The organism is Methylobacterium sp. E-066 (assembly GCF_022829635.1).
GTDB lineage: Bacteria > Pseudomonadota > Alphaproteobacteria > Rhizobiales > Beijerinckiaceae > Methylobacterium.
In genome coordinates this window covers 1-23,042 of the sequence record NZ_JAKSYO010000180.1, presented here as the reverse complement: position 1 = coordinate 23,042, position 23,042 = coordinate 1, and the positions used below count along the sequence as shown (strand labels likewise).

Here is a 23,042-nt window from a genome sequence, read left to right as displayed (position 1 = left end):
CCGGCGAGGCGGGCCGAGGCTTCGCCGTGGTGGCGTCCGAGGTGAAGGAGCTGGCCGCCCAGACCGCCAAGGCGACCGAAGAGATCAGCCAGCAGATCGGCCAGATCCAGGGCGTGACCGGCCAGGCCGTCACGGCGATCGGAGGCATCACGGCACGCATCCGGGAGATCGACTCGGTGGCGACCTCGATCGCCGCCGCCGTCGAGGAGCAGGGCGCCGCCACCCAGGAGATCGTCCGCAACGTCGCCCAGGCGGCCACCGGCACCAACGAGGTCACGACCAACATCGCCGGCGTCGCCCAGGCCTCCGAGCAGACCGGCTCCGCCGCGAGCCAGGTGCTCGACGCGGCCGGCGAGCTGTCCCGCCAGTCGGAGCATCTCGGCGCCGAGGTCTCGCGCTTCCTCGCCACCGTAAGGGCGGCGTAAGCCGCGCCGCCCTTACGGGGACCCGAGCGGGCTTGCAGAGTCACACAGCGAGTCCGGCAGCAAACGTTTGAAAAATCGCGCGTTTTCCCCTCCCCCTTGCGGGGAGGGGTCAGGGGTGGGGGTGGTGCAGGATTGCGCGTCACGGTGCCTTCTGAACCACCCCCACCTCCAGCTCCTCCCCGCAAGGGGGAGGAGAGAGAGCCGCACCTCTCGCCGTGCGATGTCTGAAGATCGTCGCCCGACCGGGTGGAAGCGACGCCGAAGGTCCGCTGTCTACGCCGGCAGGACGACCACCTTCGTCTTGACCGGCGTGCGCGCGTAGAGGTGGATCATGTCCTGGCTGAGCAGGCCGACACAGCCGCTCGTGATCCCCGAGCCGATCGTCTCGGGATCGCTGCTGGCGTAGATCGTGTAGAGCGTATAGGCGCCGTTCTGGTAGAGATGGAGGGTGCGGGCGCCGAGCGGGTTGTCGAGGCCGCCCGGCATGCCGCGGGCGTATTTGGCCGCCTCGGGCTGGCGCTTGATCATCTCCTTGGGCGGCGTCCAGGTCGCCCATTCGGACTTGCGACCGACATAGGCGTCGCCGCTCCACAGGAACCCGTCGCGGCCGACATTGGCGCCGTACCGGGTGGCGGATCCGTCGCCCTCGACGCGGTAGACGTAGTAGTTGCCGGGATCGACGATGATCGTGCCGGCGGCCTCCTTCGTGTCGTACCGGACCGTCCGGCGATAGTATTTCGGATCGACCTTGCTGACGTCGACCGCCGGGATCGGGAATTTCTCGTCCGGCATCGGCCCGTAGACCTTCGCGGCCTCGGCAAGGATCAGCCCGTCGGATGTCGCGCAACCGGCGAGGCCGAGCGCGCCGAGACCCGCGGCCGAGCCGGCCAGAAACGCCCGGCGGCTGAGAAGCTCCCCCCGGTGCCCGCGCAGCGCGGCGTCACCCCTGTCCCCGACATCGGCGTCCCAACCGTCCCTGATCATGATCCTGGACTTCCTATGATCCGCGGCCCGATGCGGTAACGCCCCGGCCTCTATCAATCGCGCGTACGGCTAAGCTTTAGATTGGCAAGGCCGCTGGTCACTGGCAAGCTCGGCCTTTACGTCGGGAGTGTGGCCGAACCTTTTCGGTGCCCGGATCAGGCGACGGATCCGAACGTGGCCCCGCACAGTCCGGATACCGTGCGGCAAGCTTTGCCTTCAGGGCGTTGCCCGGTCCATGGAGAGGCCCATGATCCGCCTCATCCCCAGCCTGCCCGCTGTCTACGTCATCGCGCGGGGGGTGTGGCCGCTGCCATGGCCGCTCGCGCTCAAGCTCGGCTTGGCCGGCGTTCTCCTGGTCGCGTCCCAGTTCCACCTGTGGAGCCGCCTCTCCTCCGGCTCGGTCTTCGCGCCCGAATTCCCCCGCCCGGTGGTGATCCTGTTCAATTGGGCGTTCGGCGGAATCGCGCTGGCGGCACTCATGCTGCTCGCCCTCGACATGGCGGCGCTGGCCTCCGTGGTCCTGCCCGGGGATGGTTGGGCAATCCCCGCCGCCTGGCGCTACCCGGTGGCCCTCGCGGCCGCGCTCCTGGCGGCGATCGCGGTCCGGCAGGCGGTGCGCGTGCCGCCGTTGAAGGACCTCACCGTCGCGATCCCGGACCTGCCCCTCGGCTTCGACGGCACCACGATCCTGCACCTGACCGACCTGCATATCAGCCGGCTGTTCCCGGCCGCCTGGGCGCAGGCCGTCGTTGCGCGCGCCAACGACCTCGGCACCGACCTGATCGTGGTGACGGGCGACTTCATCGACGGTTCGCTCGCGTCCCGACGGAATGATGTCGAACCCTTGCGCGCCTTGCGGGCGCGGGACGGCGTCTGGGCCGTGCCGGGCAACCACGAGTACTTCTTCGATCACGATGCCTGGATGCGCCACCTCGCGGGGCTGGGGATCCACATCCTCGCCAACGCCCACACGGTCCTGCGGCGCGACGGCGGCGCGCTGGTGCTGGCGGGCGTCACCGACCGCTCGGCGCCCGCCACCGGCCACCCGGGACCGGATCTCGATGCCGCCCTGGCGGGAGCCCCGGCGGGCGCGCCGATCGTGCTGCTGGATCACCAGCCGGCACAGGCGGCCCGGGCCGCTTCGCGCGGTGTGGCGTTGCAGCTCTCCGGCCATACCCATGGCGGGATGATCCGCGGCCTGGACCGCCTGGTGGCGCGCGGCAATGCCGGGTTCGTCTCCGGCGCGTACCGGGTCGGCGCCATGCTGCTCTACGTCAGCAACGGCACCGGGCTGTGGCCCGGCTTCGCCCTCCGCCTCGGGCGCCCGTCCGAGCTGACGCGGATCACCCTGCGGCGCGGGTCATGACAGCGATCCGATCCTGACGTTCAGGCGGATCGGCCGATAGCCCGACCTCCCCCCATCACCCCCCGATCCGCAGCACCTCGGTCCGGTCGCCCGCCTGTTCGAAGGCGGCCGGGTCGGCGCCGGTCATCCAGACCTGGCCGGGCAGCGCTTCGAGGGCCTCGAACAGGCCGGCCCGGCGGCGGGGGTCGAGATGCGCCGCGACCTCGTCGAGCAGGATCATCGGGGCGATGCCGCTCATCGCCCGCACCAGGCGGGCATGGGCCAGGACCAGGCCGATCAGCAGGGCCTTCTGCTCGCCCGTGGAGGCGGTGCCGGCCGGGACGTCCTTGGGCCCGTGGCGGACCACCAGATCCGTGGTCTGCGGCCCGGTGAGGGTGCGGCCGGCCGCCCGGTCGCGGTTGCGGCCGTTGCGCAGGGCCAGGCGGAAGCGGTCCTCCGCCTCGATGGCCGGCCAGACCGCCACCAGATCGTCGAGGTCGCCCTCCAGCCGGATCGACGCCCAGGGGAAGGGCTGCGCGTCGTCCCGGGTCTCGGCGATCAGCCGGTCCAGGCGCTCGGCGGTCTCGCGACGGGCGAGCGCCACGGCGACGCCGAGCTCGGCCACCTCCCGCTCCACGGCGTCGAGCCAGCGGCCGTCATCGGGCCGGTCCTCCAGCAGGCGGTTGCGCGAGCGCAGGGCCCGCTCCATCGCGGAGACCCGCGCCCCGTGGCCGGCATCCACCGCCAGGACGAGACGGTCGAGGAACCGGCGCCGGTCGCCGGCGGCACCGCGGAACAGCCCGTCGAGATCCGGGGTCAGCCAGACCACCCGGACGAACTCGCTGAATGCCACCGGCGAAGAAGCGGGGGCGCCGTCGATCCGGCAGAGCCGGCTCGTGCGCCCGTCCGGCCCCGGGGGCTCCAGCCCCGTGCCGAGGCGATGCTCGGCGCCGTCCCGGTCGAGGGTGAGCGACACGGCAAACCCCCCCGGGCCGTCCGCGCGCGCCATGGCGGCGAACTCGGCCCGGCGCAGGCCCCGCCCCGGCACGAACAGGGAGATCGCCTCCAGCAGGTTGGTCTTGCCGGCGCCATTCTCGCCGACCAGGGCCACGAAGCGGGCGCCGGGATTCAGTTCGAGATCGGCGTGATTGCGGAAGTCGCGGGCGATCAACCGGGTGAGGCGTGTGGATCCAGCCGTGTCGAGTTCACTCATAAGGCGGCACGATGGAGCGGTCGCGCGCCGAATGCAGCACGCGATCGATCGAAATGCGGTCGTCGAGGACGCGATGAAGGATCAGATAAGATCGGAATATGAGGATCCGTACGTTGAGAGCAATCTCCGGCGCGGGCCTGCCCATCATCGGCTGGCGACCGAGCGCCTGACAACGGGTGCGCAGCTCCGAGACGAAGCCGCGGGCGCGCATCGGATTGTCAGCCGCGATGAAGTCACCGATCTCGCGCAGGTCGGCTCGGGCTTGTCGCGACACAACGACAGGCTTCAAGGGCCAGCCTTTTCCATGGCGGCGTAGCGGGCCTCCAAGGCATCCAGCGTGGCGTCGAGCGGTTCGTAATCTCCGCTCTCGACGCCCTCCCGCCAAGCCTCCCGCATCGTCGCAAGGCGATCCTCGTGCTGGAGCAGCAACGCGACACCGGCGGCGACCGCCTCCTCCGGCGAACCGTAGCGCCCCGCCGCGATCAGACGATCGAGCGAGGCTTCCTGGGTCGGATCGAGGATGACGGCTTTCGGCATGGCAGCCTAATACTACACCCGCATCGGCATCAGCACGTACAGGGCCGGCGCGCCCTCGCGGTCCTGGATCAGGGTCGGCGAGCCCGGGTCGGCGAGCTTGAACAGCGCGGTGTCGCCCTCGAGTTGTGCGGTGATGTCGAGCAGGTAGCGCGCGTTGAAGCCGATATCGAGGCCGGCGGCCTCGTAATCGACGTCGAGCTCTTCCGTGGCGCTGCCCGAATCCGGGTTGTTGACCGACAGCGCCAGGCGTCCCTCGGTGAGCCCGAGCTTCACGGCGCGGCCGCGCTCGGACGAGATCGTCGAGACCCGGTCCACCGCCTTGGCGAAGGCGTCGCGCTCCACGGTCAGCCGCTTGTCGTTGTTGGCCGGGATCACCCGCTGGTAGTCCGGGAAGGTGCCGTCGATCAGCTTGGAGATCAGGGTCAGGCCGCCGGCGAAGCGCAGGCGGATCTTGGCGGGCGACAGGTCGACCGCGACGGTCTCGCCGCCGTCGTCCAGCAGCTTCTGGATCTCGGCCACCGCCTTGCGGGGCACGATCACCCCCGGCATGCCGACGCTGCCCTGCGGGGCCGGGATCTCGACCCGGGCGAGCCGGTGGCCGTCGGTGGCAACCGCGCGCATCACCGGGCCGTTCTCGGTCTCCAGCGTGTGCAGGTAGATGCCGTTGAGGTAGTAGCGCGTCTCCTCGGTGGAGATCGCGAACTGGGTCTTGTCGATCAGGCGCTTGAGGTCGGCGCTCGCGATCTCGAAGCCATGCGGCATCTCGCCGGCGGCGAGATCCGGGAAGTCGCCCTCCGGCAGGGCGCCCAGCGCGAAGCGCGAGCGGCCCGAGCGGATCGTCATCTGGCCGGATTCGCCGCCGGTCTCCAGGGAGACCTGGGCGCCGTCGGGCAGCTTGCGCACGATGTCGTAGATCACATGCGCCGGCACCGTGGTGGCGCCGGGATCGGCCACGTCGGCCGGCACGCTCTCGGTGACCTCGATATCGAGGTCGGTCGCCCGCAGCTGCAGACTCGAACCGTCCGAACGCAAGAGCACGTTCGACAGGATCGGGATCGTGTTGCGGCGCTCGACGACCCGGTGCACGTGGCCGAGCGACCTGAGCAGGGCCGCGCGCTCGACGGTGACTCTCATCGCAGTACTCAAGTGATGGGGGAGGGCGCCGCGGCCGGCATCCCTCACGAAAACAGGCCGATCAGCTTGGCGAAGGGGACACGCGAACGCAAGGCCGCCGTCGCGGCATCGCACAGCTACGCCGACCTCCGATGGAATTCAGGGTTTCCGCCGGGGCCGCCCCGTGCGAAAGCGCCGCGATCCATCTTAAGCGGCACCGTACCGCCCGAGTCCCACAGATCATGCTGCAAACCGTCGAGACCGCGGGCCCGCAAGGCGCCGCCCCGAGCGCCAGTCCTGGCCGCATCCTGGCCGCAAGCTTCGTCGGCACCGCGATCGAGTTCTTCGATTTCTACATCTACGCCACCGCGACCGCGCTGGTGATCGGCCCGGTCTTCTTTCCGGCGGGCGCCCCCGGGGTGCAGCAGCTCAGCGCCTTCGCGACCTTCGCGATCGCGTTCATCGCCCGGCCGTTCGGGGCGGCCCTGTTCGGCCATTTCGGCGACCGGGTCGGCCGCAAGGCGACGCTTGTGGCGTCGCTGCTGATCATGGGCCTGTCCACCGTGCTGATCGGCTGCCTGCCGACCTACGCCACGGCCGGCTGGTGGGCGCCCGCCGCCCTCTGCGTGCTGCGCTGCGGCCAGGGCATCGGCTTCGGCGGCGAATGGGGCGGAGCAGCCTTGCTCGCCGTGGAGAACGCGCCGCCGGGCAAGCGCGCCTGGTACGGCATCTTCCCGCAGCTCGGGGCGCCGGTCGGCTTCATCCTGGCCAATCTCGGCTTCCTGGCCCTCAGCTTCGGGCTGTCGCCCGAGAGTTTTCAGGCCTGGGGCTGGCGGCTGCCGTTCCTGGCCTCGGCCGCCCTGGTCGGCGTCGGGCTCTACGTGCGCCTGAAGCTCACCGAGACGCCCGCCTTCAAGGCGGCGCTCAACGAGGCGAGGCCCGAGCGCGTGCCCTTCGCCACGATGCTCACCCAGCACGGGGGGGCGGTCCTGATCGGCACCTTCGCCATGGTGGCGGTCTACGCGGTGTTCTACCTCTCGACGGTGTTCGCCCTGGGCTACGGCACCGGGACGCTGGGCTACACCCGGCCGACCTTCCTGCTGTTCGAGTGCATCGCGGTCTGCTTCATGGCGATCGGGACCGTGATCTCGGGAGCGGCCGCCGACCGGTTCGGGCGCAAGCCGGTGCTGCTCTCAGGGATGGTCGCGGTGTTCGCCCTCGGCTTCCTGATGGGGCCGATGCTCGGGAACGCGGCCGCGGCCGGGACCTGGCCGCCGGTGCTGGGCTTCCTGTGCCTCAGCCTGCTGGCGATGGGCTGGGTGTTCGGCCCGATGGGCGCGGTCCTGCCCGAGCTGTTCCCGACCCGGATCCGCTACACGGGCGCCTCGGTCACCTACAACCTCGCCGGGATCCTGGGGGCCTCGGGCGCGCCCTACATCGCCCAGGAGCTGGCGTCCTATGGCGGCATCGGCTTCGTCGGCTTCTACCTCGCCGCCGCGGCTGTGCTGAGCTTCGTCGCCGTGCTCGCCATGCGGGAATCGGCTTACGACTGAAGCGGCTCTCCCTCCGGCGCGGGGTTAGGCGGCCGGCTCGTAGCGGGCGAGGAATCGGGTGCGGTCCCACAGCTCGACCGCCGCGTCCCGGACCATGGCCCGTGCGCGCCGACGGGCCTGCGTGTCGTCCTCGGCCGGGACGATCTCGGCCGACGAGACGCGGCCGGCGCGGTCGAGCTTGAACGCCCGGTAGGCGCGGCTTCGCTGAGCGGTCTGTGCGTCCAGGTTGAGCATCGGATCCTCCTGAGGGCCCGAGACTTCCGAAAAGCGGTTAACCGTCCGTTACCGAAGGGCGTCAGCTCCGCTTGTCGAGCGGACGACCCAGCAGGCGCGCGAACTCGGCTTCGATCTCCTCCACGGAGAACGGGTTGCCGGCGGTCTTCGGCTCGGGCCGCGGCGGCGCGGGGGGGGCAGTCGGCGGGGCTGGCGCAGGCGGTGCCACGGGTGCCGCCGGCCGGGGAGCCGGCGGCTCGGGCGTCGGAGGCACGATCGGCGGCACCTCGGGCGGTACAGCGGGCGGGGGCGACGGTATCCGCGGCGCCGGCGGCGGAGCGACCGGCGGGGCAGGGGGCGGAGGAGGTGCAGGGGGCGGCGGCGCAGGGGGCGGCGGCGGCGCAGCGGCCATCATCGCGGCCACCGGATCCACCGGCTCGGGCGCCGGCGCGAGCGGCGCGGGCGTCACAGCGGAGGCCGGGCGCGACAGGGCGGCCTGGAGCTGCCGGGCCATGTCGGAGAGCACCGCCGGATCGACGGTCCGGCGCTCGGACGCAACATTCAGGCTCGGCGCGGGCCGGAAGGGCTGGGGGGCAGGCTCTGGGGCGGCCTCGGCGGTGGGTTCGGGCGCGGGCTCGAACTTGCGCTCCGAGGCGGGATTGAGCCGCGGCTCGGCCAGAGCCGGCGCGGTGCGGCTCAGGATCCGCCGGGGCGAGAGCGTGTCCCGGAGGGCTGCCGGGACCGGTTCCGCCGCCCGGGGTTGCAGCAATGCGGGCGTCGACACCTCCTGCCCCGGCTCGTCGCCGCCCAGCAGGTTGACGTCGAGCGGGAAGGTGACCGGCGGCGCGGTGCCGGAGCGCGGGACCGGCGGCGGTACGACGACCGGCATCTCGAAGCCCGGGTCGAACAGCGGCTCGGAGCGGCGGCCGGCGATCTCGGCGAGAGCCCGGGGCGGCTCGGCCAGGCGGCCGCCCTCCGCCATCGGATCCGGCAGCGGCTCGGCCAGGGGCTCCGACCCGCCGTCGGCGCGCAGCGTCGCCTCGGGTATCGGGCGCTGGGTGCGTTGGATGTTGCGCTCGACCACCACGTCGTTGGGGCCGCCCACCAGCAGCAGGTGCTCGACATTGTCCCGGCGCAACAGGATCAGCTGCCGGGCCCGGTCGAGCTCGTACACGTCGACGATCCCGAGCCGGGGCTGGCGGCCGCGGGCTGGCGTGCGCCCGGGCAGGGCCAGGCTGCGTCCGGTCAGGCGCCGCACCGTGAACACGATCGCGGCCAACGCCGTGAAGATGACGGCGAAGATCACGACATACTGGACGATGGGGGAGCCCTCAGAACCGAACACGGATTGCAGCCATGGCAAGGTTACGCACTCGCACGTTTCGGCCGCCGCAGGGCCGCGCCCGGCACGAGCCTCGCTCATACCACGCCGGCGGGCCCGCAAGGCAAACGACGTTAAGACTTCGTTAACAGGCCCTTAAGTTTAGCGCCATCAAGACAAGAGATTGTGAAGCACCGTTGGCCGCCATCCCCAGGAACGTGACCGCGAGCCCGCGCCCTGGCTGACCCGACGGGAGCCGGCATAGCCCGCACTTAACGGTGCGTTAACCACGCAGGCGGCAGATTTTGCCGAGCCCGCCCGATCCCGCGCGGCGTCGCGAGACCGGAGGCGAACGTGGCCCTGACCGACCTGCCCATCCTCGGGATGCTGCGCACCCGGATGCAATGGGCCCAGGCGCGCCAGGGTCTGATCGCCGAGAACGTCGCCAACGCCGACATGCCGGGCTTCAAGCCCCGCGACCTGGCCGAGCTGCGCTTCGACCAGGCCACCGGGGCGGCGGTTTCCGCCTCGCCCGGCCTGGCGCTGACGAGCCCGGCCCATATCGCGCCGCCCGGACAGTCCGAGGCCGGGGCCGATGCCAAGGGCGCCAAGCGCTTCGAGGTCCGCCCGAGCGGCAACGCGGTCAACCTCGAGGACGAGATGATGAAGGCCGGCGACAACCAGTCCGACTACCAGCTCGCCGCCTCGCTCTACCAGCACAGCCTGACCACCCTGAAGATCGCCATCGGCAAGAGCTGATCGTTTCGGAATTCGATCGGACGTGCCGTCGAAACGCGGCGGAGGAGGGCCCTGAGCCATGGAATTCAGCAAGTCGCTCACGTTCGCGGCCGCCGGCCTCAAGGCGCAGTCCGGCCGGATGCGGATCATCGCCGAGAACATCGCCAACGCGGATTCCGCACCGGCCTCGGCCGGGGCCGAGCCGTACCGGCGCAAGATCCCGTCCTTCACGAGCCACATGGATCCGGAGACCGGCGCCAAGCTGGTCGAGGCGGGCCGGGTCCGGCGCGACCAGACCGCCTTCCGGACCAAGTACGAGCCGGGCAATCCAGCGGCCAACGCCAGGGGCGAAGTGCAGATGCCCAACGTCAACGCGCTGATCGAGAACATGGACCTGCGCGAAGCCCAGCGCTCCTACGAGGCGAACCTCAACATGGTGACGTCCACGCGCAAGATGCTGTCGCAGACGCTGTCGATCCTGAAGTGAACGCGAAGGATAGCGAGCGATGGCGACGAGCAATTTCGCGGCCGGTGCCTACGCCGCCGTCCAGGGCATGGCCAACGGCCGTCCCGCCCCAAAGGTCCAGTCGACCGGCGAGGCCGGCGGCAACTTCATGCAGCTCCTCGGCAACGCCCTGGACACTGTCGGCGATGCCGGGCGGCGGGCCGACGGCCAGGCGGTCTCGGCGGCCTCCGGCAAGGCCAACGTCGTCGACGTGGTCACGGCGGTGGCCGAGAGCGAGACCGCCCTGCAGACCATGGTCGCCGTGCGCGACCGCATGATCTCTGCCTACGAAGAGATCATGCGGATGCAGATCTAAGCATGGCCCGGCCGGATTCCAGATTTCCTCTGCCCCCCTTTTGAGCACGTCACCCCATGACCGGCCTGGCCATCCTCGACGTCGCGCGCGACGGCATCTTCGTGTTCCTCAAGGTCGCCGGCCCGCTGATGCTGGTCGCGCTCGCGGTCGGGCTGGTCGTCTCGCTGGTCCAAGCCCTGACGCAGGTCCAGGAGCAGACCCTGATCTACGTGCCCAAAATCGTCGCGGTGTTCGCCGCGCTCCTGCTGATGCTGCCGTTCATCGGCGACGCCATGGCCGGCTACATGACCCGCATCGCCGCCCGCATCGCCACGGGCGGGTGATGGCGACCTCCGGCGCGACAGGGGCGGGACGCCCGTGCCATAGGGGCGGCGATGAACCTGCTCCTGCCCGGCATCGCCTCGGCCTACCTGATCACCTTCGCCCGGGTCGGCACGCTGATCATGCTGATGCCCGGCGTCGGCGAGCAGATGGTTTCGCCGCGGCTGCGGCTGGCCTTCGCGCTGCTGACCACGCTGGTGCTGTTCCCGTCCGTGCGCCCGCTGCTGGGCGGCACCGAGGGCCTGGCCGGACCCCGGCTGATCGGGCTCCTGTTCGCCGAGACGATCGTCGGGCTGGTCCTCGGCCTGTCGGTCCGGATGGTGCTGGCCGCCCTGCAGACCGCCGGGCTGATCATCTCCCAGCAGCTCGGCCTGGCCTACGCCATGACGGTGGACCCGAGCTACGGCGGGCAGCAGGCGGCGCTCGGAAACTTCCTGTCGCTGCTGGGCATCACGCTGATCTTCGCCGCCGACCTGCATCACCTCGCCATCGAGGGCCTGGCGCAGAGCTACGTGGTGCTGCCCCCGGACGGGGTTCCGGCCTTCTCGGACGCGCTGATGCTGGCGCTGAAGGCGCTGACCCGGGGCTTCACCCTGGCGGTGCAGATCTCCGGGCCGTTCATCGCCTTCGGGCTGCTGTTCAACCTCGGGCTCGGGGTGCTGTCGCGGCTGATGCCGCAATTGCAGGTGTTCTTCCTGGCGGTTCCGGCCTCGGTGCTTATCGGCATGCTGATCCTGATGGGCTCGCTCGGCGTCATGATGGGCGTTTTTCTGGACGATCTCGGCCGGTATCTCGGCGAGTTCGTCGGCCGCTGACCCTCCGTCCCGCACACTGAGTTCGAACCAAAAAAATGGCCGAGGGCGCGGAGCAGGAAGACAAGACCGAAGAGCCGACCCAGCGGCGCCTCGACCAGGCGATCGAGCGCGGCGACGTCGCGACCAGCGCCGAAATCAACACCTTCGCGATCCTCGGCGCGTTCACGCTGGCCCTGGTGATCGCGGCCCCGACCATCGCCCAGAACCTGACCCAGGGCCTCAAGGCCTATCTCGCCAACGCCCACACCCTGCCGGACGACGCCACCGCCATGAAGCAGGCGGCGACCCGGGGCCTGTGGCTGTGGCTCGAGGCCGTAGCGGTGCCGGTCGGGATGGCGGCGGCGGCCGGCCTCGCCGCCGGCCTCCTGCAGCACCCGCTGGTGCTCACCACCGAAACCCTGATGCCGAAATTCGACCGCATCTCGCCGATGGCCGGGATCAAGCGGCTGATGGGGATCGAGGCCCTGTTCCAGTTCGGCAAGGGGCTCGCCAAGATCGGCGCGGTCGGCATCGTCGGCGGCGTGCTGCTGTGGAACGACCGCGACCGGCTGGAGGTGTTCGCCCGGCTCGATCCGGCCGGCAGCCTGCCCGCGATCCTGTCCCTCAGCCTGCGGCTGCTCGCCGGCATGCTGTGCATGCACCTGGCGATCACGCTGGGCGACGCGCTCTACGCGCGCTTCCGCTGGCGCAAGCGCCACCGCATGTCGAAGGAGGAGATGAAGCAGGAGATGAAGGAGTCGGACGGCAACCCGGAGATCAAGGGTCGCATGAAGCAGATCCGCATGGCGCGGGCGCGGAAGCGGATGATGACCGCCGTGCCGACCGCCACCGTGGTGGTGACCAACCCGACCCACTACGCGGTGGCGCTGCGCTACGAGGCCGGCATGGCGGCGCCGATCTGCGTCGCCAAGGGCGTCGACGCCCTGGCCCTGCGCATCCGCACCGTGGCGGCCGAGCACGGCGTCGCGGTGATCGAGAACCCGCCGCTCGCCCGCGCCCTGCACGCCACCGTAGAGATCGACCGCGAGATCCCGGCGGAGCATTACCGGGCGGTGGCGGAAGTGATCGGCTTCGTCCTGCGCCTGCGCCGGAGAGCGGCGTAGGCGCAAGGGCTGGTATTCATCACGCCGATCGCATGGCAAAGCCTAGAAAAGCCACGCTTCCTCCACCTTTTTTCGCGAGGCTGCATCAAGGCTTGGCGCGACACGACCGGCGCGACGAGAGTGATGCCGTGCTGCCCGAGCCCTGCTATGGCCGGCGGGCCTAACCGGGTGATTGTTCTGGAATGATGCCGATGGCCGACGTCACTGGACCTCCGGCGCCCGCGACGGGCACGCAGATCTCGAATTCGCAGGGGAACGGCGCGATCGACCGCTCGGAGCAGCCGGGCCGGGTCGGGCTGCTACTCGTGCTCGCGGGTCTGCTGGTCGGGGCCGCGATCGGCCTGTCCTTCGTGGCCAACGAGCAGGCGCAGTCGCTGATCGTCTGGCTGCTCGCCCTACTGGCGATGGCCGGCGTGTTCTTCCTGTTCGCGCTCGCCATCGGGGCGCTCCAGCTCAGCGGCACCGCCACCCGGGACGACATCACCAAGGGCATCGTCGACGCCTCGCCGGACGGGGCTTTGGTGGTCGAGGATGGCGGCCGGCTGATCTACGCCAACGAGGCCTATCTGCGGGTGGCCGGCGGCGACGCCTTCTCGAACCTCGTGCCGGTGGAGCGCATCCTGGTCGGCTCGCCGGAGGTCTCGGAGGCGGTCTACCGCCTGTCGCAGGCGTCTCGCGATGGACGCGCACACACCGAAGAAATCCGGATGTCGCCGCCCCTCGGGCCGCAGGCGCACGAGCGCGGCTTCGGCTGGTACCGGGTCTCGGTGCGTCCCCTGGCGCGCCCGCGCCGGGCCGCCTCGCTCTGGACGGTGGCCGACATCACCGCCGAGCGCGAGCGCCAGGAGAACGTCTTCCAGGAGCTCCAGCACGCGATCGATTACCTCGACCACGCCCCGGCGGGTTTCCTGTCCATCGATCCGGCCGGCGCGATCGTCTACATGAACGCGACGCTGGCGGCCTGGCTCGGCTACGACCTGGCGAGCGTCGGCCCGGGTGGCCCGCACCTCACCGAGATCGCCCCGGAAGCCGACGTCTTGGTCCGCACCGCCGGCCTGCCCGGCGAGGTCCGCACCGACCGGTTCGACCTCGACCTGCGCCGCCGCAACGGCCACACCCTGCCGGTGCGCCTCTACCACCGGGTCGCCTTCGGCAAGGACGGCAAGCCCGGCTCGTCGCGGACCTTCGTGATCAACCGCTCGGCCGGGGCCGAGACCGACGAGCCGCAGCGCGCCGCCGAGGTGCGGCTCGCGCGCTTCCTCAACAATTCCCCGATCGCCATCGCGACCCTCGACCGGTCCGGCCGGATCGCCCGGGCCAACACCTCGTTCACCCGCCTGTTCGGCACGGTGCCGCGCCAAGCCGACGAGGGTGGCCCCGAGGGGGAGGGCAATCAGGGTGCCGAGCCCAACGTCGCCGACTCGGTGGTCGACCGGGCCTCCGTGGAAGCCGGCCTCGCCCGGGCCGCCAGCGGCCTGTCCGATCCCGAGCCGATCGAGGTCCAGCTCAGCGGCCCCGGCGGCCGCTCGGCGCGCCTCTGGCTCAGCCCGGCCGACAGCAGCGACGCGACCCAGAAGGCCGACGAGGCCGAGCGGGTCATCCTGTACGCCCTCGACACCACGGCGCAGCGGCAGCTGGAGCAGCAGGTCGCCCAGGCCCAGAAGATGAACGCGGTTGGCCAGCTCGCCGGCGGCATCGCGCACGACTTCAACAACGTGCTGCAGGCGATCATCGGCTATTCCGACCTGCTCCTGGCGAGCCACCGGCCGACCGATCCGGCCTTCCAGGACATCATGCAGATCAAGCAGAACGCCAACCGGGCGGCGGGCCTCGTCCGCCAGCTCCTGGCGTTCTCCCGCCGCCAGACCCTGCGCCCGGAGGTGATGCATGTCGGGGAGGGGCTCTCAGAGCTGACCCTGCTGCTCAAGCGGCTGCTCGGCGAGCGCGTCGCCCTGGAGCTGAAGCACGGCCGCGACGTCTGGCCGGTGAAGGCCGACGTCAACCAGTTCGAGCAGGTGATCGTGAACCTCGCGGTCAACGCCCGCGACGCGATGCCGGACGGCGGCAAGCTGATGATCCGCACCGAGAACGTCACCGATCCGGGGCCCACGGCGGCCGTGGAGGGACGGGGCGGGGCGCCCGCGGGCGACCACGTGCTGATCGAGGTGCGCGACACCGGGCAGGGCATCCCGGCCGAGCTGATGGAAAAAATCTTCGAGCCGTTCTTCACCACCAAGGAGATCGGCAAGGGCACCGGCCTCGGCCTCTCGACGGTGTTCGGCATCGTCAAGCAATCCGGCGGCACCATCGACGTGCAGTCGAAGATCGGGGAGGGGACGGCCTTCCGCATCTACCTGCCGCGCCACATCCCGGTGGCGGAGCCGGAAGAGGCCGCGCCCGCAGTTCCGGCCCTGCCGCGAGCCGACATGCCGGCGCCGGCCTCCGCGCGCTCGGCCAAGCCGAACGGCGAAGGCGAAGCCGCCAAGGCCGGCGCCCAGACGAGCCCGGCCTCGGAGAAGCCGGCCCCGCGCAAGCCCGCGGCCGACCATACCGGGCAGGGGACGATCCTGCTGGTGGAGGACGAGGATCCCGTCCGGGCGGTCAACAGCCGGGCGCTCTCGGCCCGGGGTTACACGGTGCTGGAAGCGGCCTCCGGCCTGGAAGCCCTGGCGATCGTGCGCGAGGGCAGCCAGCCGATCGACCTCGTCGTCTCCGACGTGGTGATGCCCGAGATGGACGGGCCGACCCTGCTACGCGAGGTCCGCAAGCACCAGCCGGACCTGAAGGTGATCTTCGTCTCGGGCTACGCCGAGGACGCGTTCCGCAAGAACCTGCCCGAGGGCGAGGCCTTCAACTTCCTGCCGAAGCCCTTCAGCCTGAAGCAGCTGGTCGAGACCGTGAAGAAGACCATGGCCGCCGACTGACACCGCGCCGGCATCGGCCCGGTGGAGAACCTGCACGCCGCCCCCACAAGGGCGGCGTTCTCGTGTCGGGAGCCCTTGCCGAAATAGAACAAAACAGGTACATAGGCGTGGTGTTGACGCGCGTTGTGAATGGCGCGCAACCCCTTCATAAGGAGCCCGCCAGATGGCCCAGCCTGCATTGAAAGTGGTCGACATGCCCCCGGCGGACAAGGACAAGGATAAGTCCAAGGCGATCGATGCCGCCCTGTCCCAGATCGAACGTGCCTTCGGCAAGGGCTCGATCATGCGGCTCGGCAAGAACGACAAGGTGCAGGAGGTCGAGACGGTCTCCACCGGCTCGATCGGGCTCGACATCGCCCTCGGCGTCGGCGGCCTGCCCCGGGGCCGGGTCGTGGAGATCTACGGGCCCGAATCGTCCGGCAAGACCACCCTGGCCCTGCACACCATCGCCGAGGCCCAGAAGAAGGGCGGCGTCTGCGCCTTCGTGGATGCCGAGCACGCCCTCGATCCGATCTACGCCCGCAAGCTCGGGGTCAATCTCGACGACCTGCTGATCTCGCAGCCCGATACCGGCGAGCAGGCGCTCGAGATCACCGACACGCTGGTGCGCTCTGGCGCCATCGACGTGCTGGTGGTCGATTCGGTCGCCGCGCTGACCCCGCGGGCCGAGATCGAGGGCGAGATGGGCGAGAGCCAGCCCGGCCTTCAGGCCCGCTTGATGAGCCAGGCCCTGCGCAAGCTCACCGGTTCGATCTCGCGCTCGAACTGCATGGTGATCTTCATCAACCAGATCCGGATGAAGATCGGCGTGATGTACGGCAGCCCGGAGACCACGACGGGCGGCAACGCGCTGAAGTTCTACGCTTCCGTGCGCCTCGACATCCGCCGGATCTCGACCCTGAAGGACCGGGACGAGGCGATCGGCAACCAAGTTCGCGTCAAGGTCGTGAAGAACAAGGTCGCGCCGCCGTTCAAGCAGGTCGAGTTCGACATCATGTTCGGCGAGGGCGTGTCGAAGGTCGGCGAGCTGATCGATCTCGGCGTGAAGGCCGGCATCGTCGAGAAGTCCGGCGCCTGGTTCTCCTACAATAGCCAGCGCCTCGGCCAGGGCCGCGAGAACTCGAAGGGGTTTTTGCGCGACAACCCCGAGATTGCCGCCAAGATCGAAGCGTCGATCCGCCAGAATTCCGGCCTCGTCGCCGAGAAGATTTTGGAGAACGCCAAACCGACCGAGGACGACCTCGACGAGGGCGAGGCTTAAGCCGCCCGCAGCTCAAACCCTTGCCGCGCGACCGCGCGCGGACGACAATCAACGGCCCCGGCGAGGCATTCGCCGGGGCCGTTCGTCATTGAGGATGCAGCTGGCTGTGACCGACCTTCTGGAAAAGGCCGTCGAGACAGTTCGGCGGATGCCGCCGGAGGCGCAGGATGCCATCGCACAGGCCATGCTCGACATGGCGCAGGTCGGCGCGCCGAGCGAGGTTGATCCCGACCATCTGAAGGATGTCTTGGAAGGGCTCGACGAGATCGCTGACGGAGACATCGCGTCGCCCGAAGAGGTCGAGGCTGCCTTCCGCCGTTTCAGAGCGTGAAGCTCGTCTACGCACGCCGTGCGGTCCGGCGCCTAACGGAAATCGCCGACCACGTTCGGGAGCGAAATCCGGGCGCCGCTTGACAAGGTCGAGGGTGCGATCCGCAAGACGGCCGAGCTTCTCAGGCGACACCCATACGTGGGCCGAAGCGTCCGACCGGGGGTGCGTGTCTTCGCTGGGCCCCGACTGCCGTATCTGATCTACTATCAGGTCGATGAGCGGCGGGAGATCGTGACAATCATCACGCTCCAGCACGCCGCACAGGACCGATTGGCCTAACGGACGGACGCAGACATCTCCGCGGCCGTCGAGAGAAGACAGCTCAGGCGGCTTCGCCGGTCTCAACGACCGCGGCAGCCTGGTCCTCGACCAGCTTCCAGGTCTTGGTCTTCGAGAAGGGGCGGCACTCCTCGATGAACACCGTCTGCCCGACCTTGGCGACATTCGCCTCGTCATGGGCATGGTAGTTCTTCGAGCGGCGCACGGTCTTCTTCATCACCGGGTGCGTGAAGCGACGCTCCACCTTCACCACGATGGTCTTCTCGCCCTTGTCGCTGACGACGGTGCCCTGCAGGACGCGCTTCGGCATGGTGTTCTCCTAAGCCCCTGTCAGCTCTTGGCCGCCTGCAGCGTCTTCGAACGCTGCAGGGTGCGGACGCGGGCGATGTCGCGGCGGACCTCACGGACGCGGGCGACGTTCTCGAGCTGGCCGGTGGCCCCCTGGAAGCGCAGGTTGAACTGCTCCTTCTTGAGGTTCAGCAACTCGTCATTCAACTGATCCGGCGACAACGCCTTCAGATCAGACACTCTCTGGGTCGACTTCACGATAGCCTCCGTTCAGTCGGCGATGCGTTGGACGACCCGCGTGCGGATCGGGAGCTTGGCGGCGCCGAGGCGCAGGGCCTCCTTGGCGATGTCCTCGGCGACGCCGTCGACCTCGAACATGATCCGGCCCGGATGGACGCGAGCGGCCCAGTAATCCGGGGCGCCCTTACCGGAGCCCATGCGGACTTCGGTCGGCTTCGAGGAGACCGGCACGTCCGGGAACACCCGGATCCAGACGCGGCCCTGGCGCTTCATCTCACGGGTGATCGCGCGGCGGGCCGCCTCGATCTGCCGGGCGGTGACGCGCTCGGGCTCCACTGCCTTCAGGCCGAACTGGCCGAAGTTCAGCTCGAAGCCGCCCTTGGCCGCACCGTGGATGCGGCCCTTGAACTGCTTACGGAAGCGAGTCTTTTTCGGTTGCAGCATGGCTTCCTACCTTACGCGTGCTCGCGCTCGCGGCGTCCGCGCTCGCGGCCGCCCTCGCCATCGCGCTCACGGCGTCCGCCGGAGCGGCCGCCCTCTTCCTGGGCCTTCTTGTCCTGGGCCATCGGGTCGTGCTCAAGGATCTCGCCCTTGAACACCCAGACCTTGATGCCGCAGGTGCCGTAGGTCGTGAACGCCGTCGCGGTTCCGTAATCCACGTCCGCACGCAGGGTGTGCAGCGGGACGCGGCCCTCACGATACCATTCCTGGCGGGCGATCTCGGCGCCGCCAAGACGACCCGAGCAGTTGATGCGGATGCCCTCGGCACCGAGACGCATCGCCGACTGCACGGCGCGCTTCATGGCGCGACGGAAGGCGACGCGGCGCTCGAGCTGCTGGGCGATCGAGTCGGCCACCAGGGTGGCGTCGATCTCGGGCTTGCGCACCTCGACGATGTTGATCGTCACGTCGGCCTTGGTCATCGTGCCGACGAGCTTGCGCAGCTTCTCGATATCCGCGCCCTTCTTGCCGATCACCACGCCCGGACGGCCCGAGTGGATGGTGACCCGGCACTTCCGGTGCGGACGCTCGATGACGATCTTCGAGACGGCGGCCTGCTTCAGCTGCTTCATGAGGGCGGCGCGGATCGCGACGTCCTCGTGCATCAGCTTGGCGTACTCGCCCTTGCCGGCGAACCAGCGGGAGTCCCAGGTCCGGTTGATACCGAGACGGAGACCGATCGGATTGACTTTCTGGCCCATGAGATCCTCCTTAAGCCGCTTCGGCCTGGCGGACTTCGCGAACCACGATGGTCAGGTTCGAGAAGGGCTTCAGGATACGCGCGCCGCGGCCGCGGGCGCGGGCGTGGAAGCGCTTGAGCACGAGGGCCTTGCCCACGAACGCCTGGGAGACGACGAGATCGTCGACATCCAGGTCGTGATTGTTCTCGGCGTTGGCGATCGCGCTCTCGAGGCACTTCTTGACCTCGGTCGAGATGCGCTTGCGCGAGAACTCCAGGTCGGCCAACGCGGTGTCGACCTTCTTGCCGCGGATCATCTGCGCCACGAGGTTGAGCTTCTGCGGGCTGACGCGCAGCATGCGCGCGACCGCCTTGGCCTCGTTCTCGGGGAGCGCGCGGGGGGTGGCTTGCTTGCCCATCTCAGCGCCTCTTCGCCTTCTTGTCGGCCGCGTGCCCGTGGAAGGTGCGGGTCGGCGAGAACTCGCCAAACTTGTGCCCCACCATCTCCTCGGAGACGTAGACCGGAATGTGCTTCTGCCCGTTGTGCACACCGAAGGTGAGCCCGACGAACTGCGGGAGAATCGTGGAGCGGCGGCTCCAGATCTTGATGACCTCTGAGCGCGAGGAGCCCCGCGCCGCTTCGGCCTTCTTGAAGAGGTAGCCGTCGACGAACGGCCCCTTCCAGAGAGAGCGTGCCATAGCGATTACTTCTTGCGGTTGTGGCGGCTGGACAGGATGAACACGTCGGTCCGCTTGTTCGACCGGGTCTTCTTCCCCTTGGTGGGCACGCCCCACGGCGTGACCGGGTTGCGGCCGCCCGAGGTACGGCCCTCGCCGCCGCCGTGCGGGTGATCCACCGGGTTCATGGCCACGCCGCGGTTATGCGGGCGCTTGCCGAGCCACCGGTTGCGCCCGGCCTTGCCGAGCGAGATGTTCATGTGGTCCGGGTTCGACACCGCACCGACGGTCGCGAAGCACTGGCCGTGCACGAGGCGCTGCTCGCCCGAGTTCAGGCGCAGCGTCACGTAGCCCTGGTCGCGTCCGACGATCTGAGCATAGTTCCCGGCCGAGCGGGCGATCGCGCCGCCCTTGCCGATCTTCAGCTCGACGTTGTGGACGATCGTGCCCACCGGCATCGAGCCAACCGGACCGGCATTGCCCGGCTTGATGTCGACGCTGTCGCCGGTCACCACCTTGTCACCCGGCTGCAGGCGCTGCGGAGCCAGGATGTAGCTCTGCTTCCCGTCGGGGAAGTTGATCAGAGCGATGAAGGCCGTGCGGTTCGGATCGTACTCGATCCGCTCGACGGTCGCGGCGACGCCCGGCTGCTCGCGGCGCTTGAAGTCCACGTTGCGCAGCACGCGCTTGTGCCCACCGCCGCGGAAGCGGACGGTGATGCGGCCGAGGTTGTTACGGCCGCCGGAGGAGCTCTTGCCCTCCGTCAGCGCCTTCACCGGCTTGCCCTTGTAGAGCTCACGGCGGTCGACGAGCACGAGCTGGCGCAGGCTCGGCGTGACCGGTTTGAATGTCTTCAAGGCCATCGGCTTGGATCCCTAAAACCCGTCCTCAGAGCCCGGTCGTGACGTCGATCGTGTGGCCCTCGGCCAGGGTCACGATCGCCTTCTTCACGTCGGAGCGCTGCCCGCGGAGACCGCGGAAAATCTTCTTCTTGCCCTTGGTCACGAGGGTGTTCACCGCCGTGACCTTGACGTCGAACAGCTTCTCGACCGCCTCCTTGATCTGAGGCTTGGTCGCCTTGGGGCCGACCCGGAAGACGACCTTGTTCTGCTCGGTCAGGTTCGTCGCCTTCTCGGTGATGACCGGGGAGACGATGATGTCGTAGTGGCGCGGATCGGCACTCATTTGAAACGCTCCTCCAGCGCGTCGACGGCGGCCTTCGTCAGGACGAGCGTATCGCGGCGCAGGATGTCGTAGACGTTGATCCCCTGCACGGGAAGCACGTCGATCTGCGGGATGGCACGCGCGGCGCGGCCGAAATTCACGTCGACCTCGGCACCGCCGATGATCAGCGCGTTCGAGAGACCCATCTTGCCGAAGCGCTCGATGAGACCCTTGGTCTTGTGATCCTCGATCTTGATGTCATCGACGACGATCAGGGTCGAGGCCTTGGCCTTGGCCGACAGGGCGTGGCGCAGGGCGAGCGCACGGACCTTCTTGGGAAGGTCGTGGCCGTGGTCGCGCACGACCGGCCCGAAGGCGCGTCCGCCGCCACGGAACTGCGGCGCCGAGGCGGCGCCATGACGCGCGTTGCCGGTGCCCTTCTGCTTGTACAGCTTCTTGCGGGTCCGGTTCACGTCCGAGCGGTTCTTCACCGCGTGGGTGCCGGCGCGCCGCTTGGCGAGCTGCCAGCGGACCATGCGCTGAAGGAGGTCGGCCCGCGGCTCAAGGCCGAAGATCTCCTCGTTCAGCTCGACCGAGCCGGCGCCGGCGCCGTCGAGAGTGGTGATATCGAGCTTCATCAGGCGGTCTCCTCAGCCGCAGGGGCCTCGGGGGCAGTCTGGGCGGACTCGGTGGACGCGCCGTTCTCACGGAACTTGCCCGGCAGCGGCACGTCGGCGGGGAGCTTGCGCTTCACCGCATCGCGGATCTGGATCCAGCCACCGGCGACGCCCGGAACCGCGCCCTCGACCAGGATCAGGCCGCGCTCGGGATCGGTGCGCACGACGCGCAGGTTCTGCGTGGTGACACGCTCGACACCGAGGTGACCCGGCATCTTCTTGTTCTTGAAGGTCTTGCCCGGGTCCTGACGGCCGCCGGTCGAACCGATCGAACGGTGCGAGATCGACACGCCGTGGGTGGCGCGCAGACCGCCGAAGTTCCAGCGCTTGATACCGCCAGCGAAGCCCTTACCCGTGGTCGTGCCCGTCACGTCGACGAACTGGCCCGGGATGAAGTGATCGGCCGTGATCTCGGCGCCGACCGGGATCAGCGCGTCCTCGGACACGCGGAACTCGGCGAGCTTCTTCTTCGGCTCGACCTTGGCGACCGCGAAGCGACCGCGCTCGGCCGCCGACACGTTCTTCACCTTGGCCTTGCCGACGCCGACCTGGAGGGCGACGTAACCATTCTTCTCGACGGTGCGGTGGGCCACCACCTGGCACTGATCGATCTTAAGCACTGTGACGGGGACATGCTCCCCCGCGTCTGTGAAGACGCGGGTCATGCCGACCTTCTGTGCGATGACGCCTGAGCGCATAGGTCTCTCCCTCGCGCGATGAAACGGTAAGCTCTAAATCCCGGCGGGACTTAGAGCTTGATCTCCACGTCCACGCCGGCGGCGAGGTCGAGCTTCATCAGCGCGTCCACGGTCTGCGGCGTCGGATCGACGATATCGAGCACTCGCTTGTGCGTGCGCATCTCGAACTGCTCGCGCGACTTCTTGTCGATGTGCGGCGAGCGGTTCACGGTGAACTTCGCGATATGCGTCGGCAGCGGGATCGGACCCCGGATGGTCGCGCCGGTGCGCTTGGCCGTGGAGACGATCTCCTTGGTCGACGCATCGAGGATGCGGTGATCGAACGCCTTGAGGCGGATGCGGATGTTCTGACCGTTCATAATCCTGAAACCTTGAGAGGGACGGCGGGGAGTGCGAGGACGTATCCCCGCCGCGCCCTGCTAAGGATGCTGTTCTGGCTTAGTCGTTGATGGCGGCGACGACGCCGGCGCCGACGGTGCGGCCGCCCTCGCGGATGGCGAAGCGCAGCTTCTCCTCCATGGCCACCGGCACGATCAGCGTGACGTCCATGGTCACGTTGTCGCCCGGCATCACCATCTCGGTGCCTTCCGGCAGCTCGCACACACCGGTCACATCCGTGGTCCGGAAGTAGAATTGCGGCCGGTAGTTGGTGAAGAACGGCGTGTGCCGGCCGCCCTCTTCCTTGGTCAGGATGTAGGCCTCGGCCTTGAACTTGGTGTGCGGCTTCACCGAACCCGGCTTGCACACGACCTGGCCGCGCTCCACGTCCTCGCGCTTGGTGCCGCGCAGCAGCACGCCGACGTTGTCGCCCGCCTGGCCC

The 23,042-nt window shown here is 69.3% G+C and carries 31 protein-coding genes and 1 pseudogene; 13 read left to right on the top strand and 19 right to left on the bottom strand.

The annotated features are described in order from the left end of the window. The coding region (locus MKL20_RS25515) for a methyl-accepting chemotaxis protein (protein WP_244038998.1) at positions 1 to 425 on the top strand (425 nt) is incomplete at its 5' end. Positions 426 to 698: 273 nt separating this feature from the next. On the opposite strand, the gene MKL20_RS25510 is transcribed toward MKL20_RS25515, so the two are convergent. Beyond that, entirely contained in the window at positions 699 to 1,409 is a 711-nt protein-coding gene (locus tag MKL20_RS25510; RefSeq protein WP_244038997.1) for a L,D-transpeptidase, read from the bottom strand. A 247-nt stretch (positions 1,410 to 1,656) separates the two neighbouring features. On the opposite strand from MKL20_RS25510, the gene MKL20_RS25505 reads away from it, so the two are divergent. After that, positions 1,657 to 2,775: a metallophosphoesterase gene (locus MKL20_RS25505; protein ID WP_244038996.1), complete on the top strand. Its 1,119-nt coding sequence runs from the start codon at positions 1,657 to 1,659 to the stop codon at positions 2,773 to 2,775. Positions 2,776 to 2,830: 55 nt separating this feature from the next. Here MKL20_RS25505 and recF read toward each other — a convergent pair whose 3' ends face one another. Genes recF through dnaN form a run of 4 tightly spaced genes read right to left on the bottom strand, consistent with a single transcriptional unit; the run spans position 2,831 to position 5,638 of the window. After that, a complete protein-coding gene (recF, locus tag MKL20_RS25500; RefSeq protein ID WP_244038995.1) occupies positions 2,831 to 3,967 on the bottom strand; it encodes a DNA replication/repair protein RecF in 1,137 nt (378 codons plus the stop codon). Further along, positions 3,960 to 4,256, bottom strand: a complete 297-nt coding sequence (locus tag MKL20_RS25495; RefSeq protein WP_244038994.1) for a type II toxin-antitoxin system RelE/ParE family toxin — start codon at positions 4,254 to 4,256, stop codon at positions 3,960 to 3,962. Before MKL20_RS25495 ends, recF begins: the two co-directional genes overlap by 8 nt. Next, positions 4,253 to 4,504 carry a type II toxin-antitoxin system ParD family antitoxin gene (locus MKL20_RS25490; RefSeq protein ID WP_243971916.1) on the bottom strand — a complete coding sequence of 84 codons (252 nt, stop codon included), beginning with the start codon at positions 4,502 to 4,504 and terminating at the stop codon, positions 4,253 to 4,255. The genes MKL20_RS25495 and MKL20_RS25490 overlap by 4 nt, the downstream gene beginning before the upstream one ends. A 12-nt stretch (positions 4,505 to 4,516) precedes the next feature. Continuing rightward, positions 4,517 to 5,638, bottom strand: coding sequence for a DNA polymerase III subunit beta (dnaN, locus tag MKL20_RS25485; RefSeq protein WP_243971918.1), 1,122 nt, complete (start codon positions 5,636 to 5,638; stop codon positions 4,517 to 4,519). Between the two features lie 221 nt (positions 5,639 to 5,859). Between dnaN and MKL20_RS25480 the strand changes: the two genes are divergently transcribed. Continuing rightward, complete coding sequence (locus MKL20_RS25480; RefSeq protein WP_244038993.1) at positions 5,860 to 7,170, top strand: MFS transporter; 1,311 nt, start codon at positions 5,860 to 5,862, stop codon at positions 7,168 to 7,170. Between the two features lie 24 nt (positions 7,171 to 7,194). Here the strand turns inward: MKL20_RS25480 and MKL20_RS25475 are convergent, their stop codons facing one another. Both MKL20_RS25475 and MKL20_RS25470 read right to left on the bottom strand, forming a co-directional pair. After that, complete coding sequence (locus MKL20_RS25475; protein ID WP_244038992.1) at positions 7,195 to 7,404, bottom strand: hypothetical protein; 210 nt, start codon at positions 7,402 to 7,404, stop codon at positions 7,195 to 7,197. Positions 7,405 to 7,465: 61 nt separating this feature from the next. Next, positions 7,466 to 8,728, bottom strand: a complete 1,263-nt coding sequence (locus tag MKL20_RS25470) for a hypothetical protein (protein WP_244038991.1) — start codon at positions 8,726 to 8,728, stop codon at positions 7,466 to 7,468. Positions 8,729 to 9,058: 330 nt separating this feature from the next. Between MKL20_RS25470 and flgB the strand changes: the two genes are divergently transcribed. The 10 genes from flgB to MKL20_RS25420 all read left to right on the top strand — a co-directional run bounded on the left by flgB (position 9,059) and on the right by MKL20_RS25420 (position 17,297). Further along, on the top strand, positions 9,059 to 9,463 hold the full coding sequence (gene flgB / locus MKL20_RS25465) for a flagellar basal body rod protein FlgB (protein WP_243971926.1): 405 nt from the start codon (positions 9,059 to 9,061) through the stop codon (positions 9,461 to 9,463). Positions 9,464 to 9,521: 58 nt separating this feature from the next. Beyond that, positions 9,522 to 9,929, top strand: a complete 408-nt coding sequence (flgC, locus tag MKL20_RS25460) for a flagellar basal body rod protein FlgC (protein WP_244038990.1) — start codon at positions 9,522 to 9,524, stop codon at positions 9,927 to 9,929. 19 nt (positions 9,930 to 9,948) lie between these two features. Continuing rightward, positions 9,949 to 10,263: a flagellar hook-basal body complex protein FliE gene (gene fliE / locus MKL20_RS25455; RefSeq protein ID WP_243971930.1), complete on the top strand. Its 315-nt coding sequence runs from the start codon at positions 9,949 to 9,951 to the stop codon at positions 10,261 to 10,263. Positions 10,264 to 10,319: 56 nt separating this feature from the next. Continuing rightward, positions 10,320 to 10,586, top strand: a complete 267-nt coding sequence (gene fliQ, locus MKL20_RS25450) for a flagellar biosynthesis protein FliQ (protein ID WP_243971932.1) — start codon at positions 10,320 to 10,322, stop codon at positions 10,584 to 10,586. Positions 10,587 to 10,637: 51 nt separating this feature from the next. Then, entirely contained in the window at positions 10,638 to 11,399 is a 762-nt protein-coding gene (fliR, locus tag MKL20_RS25445) for a flagellar biosynthetic protein FliR (RefSeq protein WP_244038989.1), read from the top strand. A gap of 35 nt (positions 11,400 to 11,434) precedes the next feature. Then, positions 11,435 to 12,502: a flagellar biosynthesis protein FlhB gene (gene flhB / locus MKL20_RS25440; RefSeq protein WP_243971936.1), complete on the top strand. Its 1,068-nt coding sequence runs from the start codon at positions 11,435 to 11,437 to the stop codon at positions 12,500 to 12,502. A 191-nt stretch (positions 12,503 to 12,693) separates the two neighbouring features. After that, positions 12,694 to 15,426, top strand: a complete 2,733-nt coding sequence (gene cckA / locus MKL20_RS25435; RefSeq protein WP_244038988.1) for a cell cycle histidine kinase CckA — start codon at positions 12,694 to 12,696, stop codon at positions 15,424 to 15,426. A gap of 193 nt (positions 15,427 to 15,619) precedes the next feature. Continuing rightward, complete coding sequence (gene recA, locus MKL20_RS25430) at positions 15,620 to 16,687, top strand: recombinase RecA (protein WP_409568200.1); 1,068 nt, start codon at positions 15,620 to 15,622, stop codon at positions 16,685 to 16,687. Positions 16,688 to 16,793: 106 nt separating this feature from the next. Further along, positions 16,794 to 17,018: a hypothetical protein gene (locus MKL20_RS25425; RefSeq protein ID WP_244038987.1), complete on the top strand. Its 225-nt coding sequence runs from the start codon at positions 16,794 to 16,796 to the stop codon at positions 17,016 to 17,018. Positions 17,019 to 17,156: 138 nt separating this feature from the next. Next, a complete protein-coding gene (locus MKL20_RS25420; protein WP_244038986.1) occupies positions 17,157 to 17,297 on the top strand; it encodes a type II toxin-antitoxin system RelE/ParE family toxin in 141 nt (46 codons plus the stop codon). A 43-nt stretch (positions 17,298 to 17,340) separates the two neighbouring features. Here the strand turns inward: MKL20_RS25420 and rpsQ are convergent, their stop codons facing one another. The 12 genes and pseudogenes from rpsQ to tuf all read right to left on the bottom strand — a co-directional run. After that, positions 17,341 to 17,607 (bottom strand): 30S ribosomal protein S17, encoded by a 267-nt coding sequence (gene rpsQ, locus MKL20_RS25415; RefSeq protein WP_244038985.1) that lies wholly within the window; start codon positions 17,605 to 17,607, stop codon positions 17,341 to 17,343. Positions 17,608 to 17,627: 20 nt separating this feature from the next. Then, positions 17,628 to 17,843 (bottom strand): 50S ribosomal protein L29, encoded by a 216-nt coding sequence (gene rpmC / locus MKL20_RS25410; protein ID WP_243971952.1) that lies wholly within the window; start codon positions 17,841 to 17,843, stop codon positions 17,628 to 17,630. 12 nt (positions 17,844 to 17,855) lie between these two features. After that, the gene (gene rplP, locus MKL20_RS25405) at positions 17,856 to 18,269 is read right to left on the bottom strand and encodes a 50S ribosomal protein L16 (protein ID WP_007569280.1); all 414 of its coding nucleotides are present in this window, start codon (positions 18,267 to 18,269) and stop codon (positions 17,856 to 17,858) included. An 11-nt stretch (positions 18,270 to 18,280) separates the two neighbouring features. After that, entirely contained in the window at positions 18,281 to 19,027 is a 747-nt protein-coding gene (rpsC, locus tag MKL20_RS25400; protein ID WP_007569278.1) for a 30S ribosomal protein S3, read from the bottom strand. Positions 19,028 to 19,037: 10 nt separating this feature from the next. Then, on the bottom strand, positions 19,038 to 19,424 hold the full coding sequence (gene rplV / locus MKL20_RS25395; RefSeq protein ID WP_007569277.1) for a 50S ribosomal protein L22: 387 nt from the start codon (positions 19,422 to 19,424) through the stop codon (positions 19,038 to 19,040). A 1-nt stretch (position 19,425) separates the two neighbouring features. Beyond that, positions 19,426 to 19,704: a 30S ribosomal protein S19 gene (gene rpsS, locus MKL20_RS25390; RefSeq protein ID WP_007569276.1), complete on the bottom strand. Its 279-nt coding sequence runs from the start codon at positions 19,702 to 19,704 to the stop codon at positions 19,426 to 19,428. 5 nt (positions 19,705 to 19,709) lie between these two features. Next, the gene (gene rplB, locus MKL20_RS25385) at positions 19,710 to 20,546 is read right to left on the bottom strand and encodes a 50S ribosomal protein L2 (protein WP_058194330.1); all 837 of its coding nucleotides are present in this window, start codon (positions 20,544 to 20,546) and stop codon (positions 19,710 to 19,712) included. A gap of 25 nt (positions 20,547 to 20,571) precedes the next feature. Further along, positions 20,572 to 20,868 (bottom strand): 50S ribosomal protein L23, encoded by a 297-nt coding sequence (locus MKL20_RS25380; protein WP_007569272.1) that lies wholly within the window; start codon positions 20,866 to 20,868, stop codon positions 20,572 to 20,574. After that, positions 20,865 to 21,485, bottom strand: coding sequence for a 50S ribosomal protein L4 (rplD, locus tag MKL20_RS25375; RefSeq protein WP_058194331.1), 621 nt, complete (start codon positions 21,483 to 21,485; stop codon positions 20,865 to 20,867). Before rplD ends, MKL20_RS25380 begins: the two co-directional genes overlap by 4 nt. Next, positions 21,485 to 22,222, bottom strand: a complete 738-nt coding sequence (gene rplC, locus MKL20_RS25370; RefSeq protein ID WP_058194332.1) for a 50S ribosomal protein L3 — start codon at positions 22,220 to 22,222, stop codon at positions 21,485 to 21,487. Before rplC ends, rplD begins: the two co-directional genes overlap by 1 nt. Before the next feature lie 50 nt (positions 22,223 to 22,272). Then, positions 22,273 to 22,581 (bottom strand): 30S ribosomal protein S10, encoded by a 309-nt coding sequence (gene rpsJ / locus MKL20_RS25365; protein WP_007569268.1) that lies wholly within the window; start codon positions 22,579 to 22,581, stop codon positions 22,273 to 22,275. A gap of 79 nt (positions 22,582 to 22,660) precedes the next feature. After that, positions 22,661 to 23,042, bottom strand: a pseudogene (gene tuf / locus MKL20_RS25360) (elongation factor Tu); the annotation flags it as partial.

Excerpts from the sequence above, each read along its gene's own strand:
- recA (WP_409568200.1), top strand. The coding sequence starts at position 15,620 with ATGCCCCCGGCGGACAAGGACAAGGATAAGTCCAAGGCGATCGATGCC.
- rpsC (WP_007569278.1), bottom strand. The coding sequence starts at position 19,027 with ATGGGCCAGAAAGTCAATCCGATCGGTCTCCGTCTCGGTATCAACCGG.
- MKL20_RS25380 (WP_007569272.1), bottom strand. The coding sequence starts at position 20,868 with ATGAGTGCCGATCCGCGCCACTACGACATCATCGTCTCCCCGGTCATC.
- rpsJ (WP_007569268.1), bottom strand. The coding sequence starts at position 22,581 with ATGAACGGTCAGAACATCCGCATCCGCCTCAAGGCGTTCGATCACCGC.
- MKL20_RS25510 (WP_244038997.1), bottom strand. The coding sequence starts at position 1,409 with ATGATCAGGGACGGTTGGGACGCCGATGTCGGGGACAGGGGTGACGCC.
- flgC (WP_244038990.1), top strand. The coding sequence starts at position 9,522 with ATGGAATTCAGCAAGTCGCTCACGTTCGCGGCCGCCGGCCTCAAGGCG.
- fliE (WP_243971930.1), top strand. The coding sequence starts at position 9,949 with ATGGCGACGAGCAATTTCGCGGCCGGTGCCTACGCCGCCGTCCAGGGC.
- dnaN (WP_243971918.1), bottom strand. The coding sequence starts at position 5,638 with ATGAGAGTCACCGTCGAGCGCGCGGCCCTGCTCAGGTCGCTCGGCCAC.
- MKL20_RS25475 (WP_244038992.1), bottom strand. The coding sequence starts at position 7,404 with ATGCTCAACCTGGACGCACAGACCGCTCAGCGAAGCCGCGCCTACCGG.
- MKL20_RS25505 (WP_244038996.1), top strand. The coding sequence starts at position 1,657 with ATGATCCGCCTCATCCCCAGCCTGCCCGCTGTCTACGTCATCGCGCGG.
- fliQ (WP_243971932.1), top strand. The coding sequence starts at position 10,320 with ATGACCGGCCTGGCCATCCTCGACGTCGCGCGCGACGGCATCTTCGTG.
- rplP (WP_007569280.1), bottom strand. The coding sequence starts at position 18,269 with ATGCTGCAACCGAAAAAGACTCGCTTCCGTAAGCAGTTCAAGGGCCGC.
- rpsS (WP_007569276.1), bottom strand. The coding sequence starts at position 19,704 with ATGGCACGCTCTCTCTGGAAGGGGCCGTTCGTCGACGGCTACCTCTTC.
- fliR (WP_244038989.1), top strand. The coding sequence starts at position 10,638 with ATGAACCTGCTCCTGCCCGGCATCGCCTCGGCCTACCTGATCACCTTC.
- MKL20_RS25490 (WP_243971916.1), bottom strand. The coding sequence starts at position 4,504 with ATGCCGAAAGCCGTCATCCTCGATCCGACCCAGGAAGCCTCGCTCGAT.
- rplB (WP_058194330.1), bottom strand. The coding sequence starts at position 20,546 with ATGGCCTTGAAGACATTCAAACCGGTCACGCCGAGCCTGCGCCAGCTC.
- rplV (WP_007569277.1), bottom strand. The coding sequence starts at position 19,424 with ATGGGCAAGCAAGCCACCCCCCGCGCGCTCCCCGAGAACGAGGCCAAG.
- rpsQ (WP_244038985.1), bottom strand. The coding sequence starts at position 17,607 with ATGCCGAAGCGCGTCCTGCAGGGCACCGTCGTCAGCGACAAGGGCGAG.
- recF (WP_244038995.1), bottom strand. The coding sequence starts at position 3,967 with ATGAGTGAACTCGACACGGCTGGATCCACACGCCTCACCCGGTTGATC.
- cckA (WP_244038988.1), top strand. The coding sequence starts at position 12,694 with ATGGCCGACGTCACTGGACCTCCGGCGCCCGCGACGGGCACGCAGATC.
- rplC (WP_058194332.1), bottom strand. The coding sequence starts at position 22,222 with ATGCGCTCAGGCGTCATCGCACAGAAGGTCGGCATGACCCGCGTCTTC.
- MKL20_RS25480 (WP_244038993.1), top strand. The coding sequence starts at position 5,860 with ATGCTGCAAACCGTCGAGACCGCGGGCCCGCAAGGCGCCGCCCCGAGC.
- rplD (WP_058194331.1), bottom strand. The coding sequence starts at position 21,485 with ATGAAGCTCGATATCACCACTCTCGACGGCGCCGGCGCCGGCTCGGTC.
- flhB (WP_243971936.1), top strand. The coding sequence starts at position 11,435 with ATGGCCGAGGGCGCGGAGCAGGAAGACAAGACCGAAGAGCCGACCCAG.